The sequence below is a fragment of the Roseateles sp. P5_E11 genome (genome assembly GCF_054049355.1).
The window spans coordinates 1-6643 of the sequence record NZ_JBFUMO010000322.1; the positions used below are offsets into that span (position 1 = coordinate 1).

Here is a 6643-nt window from a genome sequence, read left to right on the forward strand (position 1 = left end):
GGCCAAGACCGGGCTGCCGACGCCCACCGATCACGAGCAGCTTTTCGAATCCGTCACGGCGGGCGGAGAGCAGCGCACGTACCACCTTCACAAGTGGTCCAGCTATTTCTCGGGCCGGCATGTGCCGAGAAGCGTCCTCCCGGTCGTCGAGGCGTCCTTCCCGGGCGCCAGCGCATGCTTAACTAACCCGCTGTGGTCAGCTCTGACTGCGGCTTCGCTGACAAGACGGGAGCTGGAATCACTGATAGCCGGGCTCGACCCGGACATCCAGCTTTTGGTCAAGCGTCGCGGAAGCCAGCCATCCCGCCTCCGATCCGGAGAGGTCGTCATCGACGGCGTTCTCGCTGCCGCGCTCGAGCGCCGCGCGGGGCTGGACGCGCTTACCGCGGCTGTGATCATGCTGCGCATGGCCAATGTCAGCCAGCAACCAGCCGTAGCCTACGAATGGAGTCGCAGCGTGCTGCGCATGCTGGTCGTCCTCGGAGAGCTGTTCACACAGAGGGGTATCGCGCGACCGCTCTTCGAGCTCGTCGAGGAGCGCCTGCTGCCCATGGCAGTGCATGACGGCGCGATGCTGGGATTCTTCGCGTTCAGCTACCTAGACGTCGCTGACCGCTACGCGCAGATGGTGCGGTACATCCGGGGCTTGGAGAACATACGCACAGCGGCCCTGCCCCGCCTTCGGCAGCGAATCCTCGACGGCCACCACGGCTTCGACTGCCTGTTTGCCTTCAATCCGTTTCGTGCGGTGTCGCTTTGCCGCGATCACGCCGGCTCCATCGCAAACCCCCACTGCAGGCCACATCTTTGGAGCTGGAACATGCTTTCCGCCGGCGGACACCGCGGAATGCCGCCTGAGGACGTCTGGTCCGGCAGAAACCTGTGGGCAAGGGCCGAGGGTTCAGCGGCCTGAAGCCGAAGTCAATGTCCTACTTATGGACGCCAACCTGTTTGAGAGCTGCGTCTAGGTCCTTGGTGCCTTGCAGCGCCATCACCACAACGACGATGGCGAACAACGCTGGCAGGCCAAATCCGAGGCAGAGGTAGGCGATGGCTTTGGCCTAGATCGGGATGCCATTCGCGATCGCGATTTCGGTTGCGATCGGCGTGTAGAGATCAACGTCGGCGGCCACCTCGTCGTACGGGTGGATCGACACGATCAGTGAGTAGCGCACGGCGACGCCGGCGCGGTCACTGTCGTTCCAGTCCTTCCGCCCGCCCCAACCCGGCGGGCTTTTTCACTTGGTCTTCGCGGGCCAGAAGGACTCCACTAGGCATTGCAAATCAATGACCCGGAGCTGCACCGTCACCGCAGAGCGCGAACCTTCTCGGCGCCTTCTTCCGGGGTGGCAACCTGCATCAGTTCGACATTCCCGAACCGTGCCAGTTCGGAAAGGCGCATCTGCATGCGTGACGCATAGCCTAACGCGCTGTCTGATGGGCTATGCACGAGGACATCCTCGTTGACCAAAAGGATCGGCGACAGCGCGTTGCCGTCCATCACTTCCCGAAGAAGCCCAATTTCGAACAGCTTGCTCTGCGCCTCGCGCATGGCGTGATGAGCCTGCCGCTCCGTTGCTGGCAATGACGTGACCTGAACAATCCACCTGCTAAATGCGTAGTCAATGGTCAGATCGATCTGCGAATTCCGCGGCCTGAACCGCCGATCAAAACGGGCCTTCATCTCGGCATCGTCGGAGGCCACATAGCGTTTCATCGTTTTGAGGAACTCCGACGTTCGGACGGTCGATCGAGGAGTCTCGGCCGCGGCTTCCTCTTCGATCATCGCGTCTGCGCTGGCAAAGGCGCTCACACTGCGGACGGCCGCGTTGAGCACCTGGTCGACGTCGTATCCCCTGCATGTCATCAGCGGCGCTGCAACAAAGCCATGGAATGGCGGCACCAAATCCGCCAGAGGCATGCCTGCGGCTTGCTGGGAGGACATGTAGTCAGCGACCTGCTGCAGTACGCCCTTCGATGCGTTTCCACGTTGCCTACCGACCATCGCAACTAGTCGTTCTGGTGACAACACGCAATACGTCTTCGCCGCCATGACCACTTGCGTCGAGTCGTGCGGCTCCAAGGCGATCAACGCGACGACCCTTTCACCTGTTCCCGCGACCGGCTCCCAGAAGATTGGCCGGTACAGGGCTACGCAGGGCGGGTCTTGGTACGCTGCGCCGGGGCCTTCGAGGCTTTGCTGGAAGAGGGCCATTCGAGACGTTGGGTTGGGTTTTTTAGGCGCTTGCCGAGATGTAGCGGCAAGGCCGGAAGGCGCAACTCGATGGACGAAAGATAGTACCAAGCCATCATCAGTACGGTATCCAGCTCCGAGATTCCTGTTGTCGACTGTGTCCACTGTCGGGCTTGTCCGACCATCCAGAGCAGACGCTGCTTGTAGCTGTTGAGGCTTTGCGGAACAGCCTGCATCTTGTGGTCATGGCAACGAGTGACGACCTCGTGGACGAGAGTGTTCTCTAACGGGTGGTAGTCGATCACCCCCGCTCGAACGTTAGAGTCAGTGAAGCGCTTCATGGCCTTTGCCACCGGCTGCAGCGTGAACTCGTGATCAATCAGCCACCAGCGATTTCCGTCGAAGACGACGTTCTCGAAATGGCGGTCCTCGTTGGCGACCAGTTCGTCCCAAACGGCGCCAATCGGACCTTGAGGGGTATCGCACAGCCGCCGCCAGACCCAATCTTCCACGGCCTCAAGGCCAACTGGCCTTGCAAGAGTGTCGTCAGGCCACTGCAATTCGCTGCCGAAGCAGAGCACCTTATCGCCCATTGCTCCCGTCGCGCGCGCGGGCAGCCCTGGAAGCTGATCGCGCTGCGCAAGCACCAGCGAACCTCGAGGGACTTGCAGTTTCAAGGCTTGCGCGGCGAGAGAGCAGGCCAGCTCGGTAGCCAGAACTTCCTTGCGAGGCACCCACTTGATGCACAGCGATACGCCGGGTTCAGTATTGCCGTGGTACTGGGCCAAGCCCCGCCACACCTTGTTCTCATGTCGGCCGGGCAACAGCAGTCCGCCGCTAACCATTCGGTAGACCGGAGGCGTGCGCCACCGTTGGAGGTCTGCGGCACCGTCTGTGATCGCCACTTAGCGCCCTTTAAGTTCGCGCCGCAAAGGAAGCGGGCTTACGTCGTGATTTCGCACCTCAGCCCACTAGGCTGCAACACTGCGTTTGCCAGCCTGGCGACCTTCATAGCGCACGAATCGCCGTCTTCGTCAGCTCTTTGGGATCGACGTAGCCCGGCGCGAGCTGCGCATTGTTCGCACCATAGAGCGCGAACCGATCTGGGAGCCAGAGGGGAAACTCTCGCGCAGACAGTTCATGGTTTGGCGAGCAATCGACGGACCAGCATCGCAGCATGTACCCTGCGTTGGCCGCCCTCAATCGCACTTTGAAGACGCCGTCGACCATTCCATAGTCGGAGCGAACAAGCTCAGGTCGCGGATGATCTGGATGCGGAACAAGTTCCAGGTCGATGACCCGGCTCCACTGCGCATCTTGCTCAGCCGACTCTTCCCTCTTCGCAGGGCTGTCTTCCAGCACCATCGGATTCTCGATCCGCGTCAGCACGTAGTCTCGAAACTGTTGGTGCTCGCGATCAAAAGCACGAACGTGCCACCGCACGCCGTTGTCGACGAGTGCAATTGGCACCAGCGTCTTCTCCGTGCGACCCCGCTCAACAGACGTGTAAGCGGCGCGGACAGCCAGCCCTCTATGAATCGCGCGTGAGATCGGCGCGATTACGTCGGCCGCCGGCACTGCAAGCGGGACAGGGATGTCGCATCTAACAAGCGACTCAGTCTCCGACCCAAGGCCCTCGCCGAAGCCTTGCGAGAGCGCCGTCAAAACCCGTTGCGGCGAGTGCTTGAACAACGGTTTGAAGGTTGGCAGCGGGCGGTAGGCCTTCTGAGCTTGATCAAGTTCACAGTTCTCTGGGGCCAGCTCCCTGTAGAGGGCAATGTCTCGCGTGGCGCCCGAAGGGCCTGTCTCGAACTTTTCAGCCAGCTCCAGGCGGCGCAGCTCTCCCAGGAAATAGAGAGAGAAATCTATGTAGGCGAGCCGTTCTCGTTGCGGGCGGGCAAGTTCATCGAGGGTGGCGCGAAGAAGGGAAGAGTCGATCTCAGGCATTTTTTCCATCATACGCGTTTGGTGCCATTAAGCATCCATTTTGGATCTTTGACCAACCCAAAATGATCATGTATAGTGGCGTCCGTGGGCTCGAATGGAGACCACGACGGCACCAAAAGCAACCAACCAAGCGTAGGAGGTCCGATGAAAAGCAGCAAATAAAAAGGGCAAGCTCGAAAGCTTGCCCCTGGGGTGAACCCGRCCGAAGCCAGACTCAGATGTGGAAGTCGCGAGTGTCTTTGGCCATGCCCCGGGCGTCAAGAGTCCCGAGACGCCAGCCGGGGGGCCGTCCACTTTGGCCGGTCCTGGATGAATTCATTCGCGAGATTTTTTATGCAAATCGATACCCATGATTCGCACCATATCGGTGCGAGCAGCAACCGCCAGGGCCAAGCCATCGAGGTCCTGGACGAGAACTTCAACCCGCGCGGCGCGCGCCTCCACGACGACCGTGTGACCGGCCGTCAGATCGCCGAAGCCGCAGGCTTCAACTCCATCGACGAGGTGATCGTCCTCCAACAGCTGAACAACGGTGCGCTGGAGGAGATCCGCCCTGAAGAGCTCGTCGACCTCACCCAGCCGGGCGTGGAGCGCTTCTTCGTCATCGAGGGCGATGCGACCTACCGCCTCTTCCTGGACGGTCTCAAGCTTGAGTGGCCGCGTGCGAAGGTCAACGCCTGCACCTTGCTGCGCCTGGCCCGCAAGGGTGACGAGTTCGAGGTTGTGCAGCAGTTGAAAGATGCGCCGGACAAGGTGCTGGACGAGGACGACATGGTGGACCTGTCCCACAAGGGCACGGAGCACTTCAAGACCCGCAAGGCCAGCAAGCTGATCAAGGTGGTCTACAACGAGCAGCCGTTCGAGCTGGCCAAGGGCACCTACACGACCGAGCAGCTGATCGCCATCTTCGAGGTCGAGCCGGGCTACATCCTCGACTTGTGGGTGAACGGCAAGCTGGTCGAGCTGAAGCCCGGGGAAGAACTGAAGCTCAAGGCCGGCATGCACTTCACGTCGCATCCGCCGCGGGGGCAGTCGTCGTGAGCGCCGCGCAGCTCAGTGCGCTGCAGGCCATCGTGCCCAGCGCCGAAGCGTTCCAGGACGGGGGCCGCCTGCTGGCCTTTCTGCCTGGCCTCAAGGTCGAGACGCGCAGCGGCACCGTCGTCTGCGATGCGCTGCTCCACCCCCACGAGCACTCCGGCTACCTGACCCGGCTCTTCCTGGATCGCCAGATACCCGGCGGCAGCGCGAACAACTGGACCGCACATACGTTGGGTGGCCGCACTTGGTACGCCTGCTCGTGGCAGGGCATCGAGGCCGCGCTCCCCTGGGTGCAGATCTTGATGAACCACTTGAGGGCATTCCGATGAAGATCCACATCAAGATCACCGAGGCGCTCCTAGCACAGGTTCGCGCCGACCTGCACCGCCGCCACGCGTTCGCCTTCGAACGCGTTGGCTTCCTGACCGCGGGCGCGACGCGCCCGCGTGACGGCGGCATCCTGCTTCTCTGCCGCAGCTATCACCCGGTGGCCGACGAAGACTACGAGGCCAGCGCGACGGTTGGTGCCCAGATCGGTTCCGACGCGATGCGCAAGGCGATCGAGGCGGCGCACCCGGGCAAGTCGGCCCTCCTTCACATCCACACCCACGGCGGCCGCGGCGTACCGGTCTTCTCTAAGACTGACCTGGTCAGCGGCGCCCAGTTCGTGCCTGGCTTCTTCAACGCGCTGCCGCGCACGCCCCACGGCCTGCTTGTCCTGAGCAATACCAGCGCCAAGGGCTTGGTATGGACGGCGAAGAACGCCAAACCCCAGTACGTCGACGGGTTCACGCAGGTGGGCCGCTCGGTTCAGAAATTTGGAGATCGCTATGAGCAAGCATGACCGTCAGAGCTTCCTTGGCGCCAAGAGCGAGCAGGACCTGAAGCGCGCGAAGGTCGGCGTCATCGGCCTAGGCGGCGGCGGGTCGCATGTCGTCCAACAGCTCGCCCACCTTGGCGTCAGCAACTACGTGCTGGTCGACCCGGACACCATTGACGAGACGAATCTGAACCGCCTGGTCGGTGGAACCCTGGAAGATGTGAAGCGCGGGACTTTGAAGGTCGACATCGCCGAGCGCATGATCCGTGCCGTCGTCGCTGACGCCAGCATCGGCGCCCACCCTACACAGTGGCAAGAGGCGGCCAAGGAACTCCAGACCTGCGATGTGTTGATCGGCTGCTTGGACGCCGTGGCGGCCAAGGATCAGCTCGACAAGTTCTGCCAGCGCTTCCTGATCCCGTATATCGACATTGGCATGGACGTTCACAAGGTGGGTGCCGGCTTCCTCATTTCTGGCCAGGTGGTGCTGATCACGCCGGGGAGCCCTTGTCTGCGCTGCATGGGCTTGGTGACTGAGGAAGCGCTAGCTCAGGAGGCTCGCAACTACGGCGCCGCAGGCGGCAAGCCTCAGGTCGTGTGGCCCAACGGCGTCCTGGCATCGACGGCCGTCGGTCTTTTCACTC

At 62.0% G+C, this 6643-nt stretch carries 8 protein-coding genes; 5 read left to right on the forward strand and 3 right to left on the reverse strand.

Annotated elements, in window-relative coordinates:
- Nucleotides 1–913 (forward strand): hypothetical protein (locus tag ACXJKR_RS20590; RefSeq protein WP_457324398.1); only part of this gene is annotated, 913 nt, incomplete at its 5' end.
- A 393-nt stretch (nt 914–1306) separates the two neighbouring features.
- Here ACXJKR_RS20590 and ACXJKR_RS20595 read toward each other — a convergent pair.
- The 3 genes from ACXJKR_RS20595 to ACXJKR_RS20605 form a co-directional block, all read right to left on the reverse strand.
- Nucleotides 1307–2215 (reverse strand): hypothetical protein, encoded by a 909-nt coding sequence (locus ACXJKR_RS20595; RefSeq protein ID WP_457324399.1) that lies wholly within the window; start codon nt 2213–2215, stop codon nt 1307–1309.
- A complete protein-coding gene (locus tag ACXJKR_RS20600) occupies nt 2152–2982 on the reverse strand; it encodes a hypothetical protein (protein ID WP_457324400.1) in 831 nt (276 codons plus the stop codon). Before ACXJKR_RS20600 ends, ACXJKR_RS20595 begins: the two co-directional genes overlap by 64 nt.
- Before the next feature lie 220 nt (nt 2983–3202).
- Nucleotides 3203–4141 (reverse strand): WYL domain-containing protein, encoded by a 939-nt coding sequence (locus ACXJKR_RS20605; RefSeq protein WP_457324401.1) that lies wholly within the window; start codon nt 4139–4141, stop codon nt 3203–3205.
- Between the two features lie 333 nt (nt 4142–4474).
- Here ACXJKR_RS20605 and ACXJKR_RS20610 point away from each other — a divergent pair, with 333 nt between their 5' ends.
- The 4 genes from ACXJKR_RS20610 to ACXJKR_RS20625 all read left to right on the forward strand — a co-directional run.
- A complete protein-coding gene (locus ACXJKR_RS20610) occupies nt 4475–5182 on the forward strand; it encodes a multiubiquitin domain-containing protein (protein ID WP_457324402.1) in 708 nt (235 codons plus the stop codon).
- Complete coding sequence (locus ACXJKR_RS20615) at nt 5179–5508, forward strand: hypothetical protein (RefSeq protein ID WP_457324403.1); 330 nt, start codon at nt 5179–5181, stop codon at nt 5506–5508. Before ACXJKR_RS20610 ends, ACXJKR_RS20615 begins: the two co-directional genes overlap by 4 nt.
- Complete coding sequence (locus tag ACXJKR_RS20620; RefSeq protein ID WP_457324404.1) at nt 5505–6023, forward strand: hypothetical protein; 519 nt, start codon at nt 5505–5507, stop codon at nt 6021–6023. Before ACXJKR_RS20615 ends, ACXJKR_RS20620 begins: the two co-directional genes overlap by 4 nt.
- A partial coding sequence (locus ACXJKR_RS20625) for a HesA/MoeB/ThiF family protein (protein ID WP_457324405.1) occupies nt 6010–6643 on the forward strand: 634 nt, incomplete at its 3' end. The genes ACXJKR_RS20620 and ACXJKR_RS20625, both read left to right, overlap by 14 nt.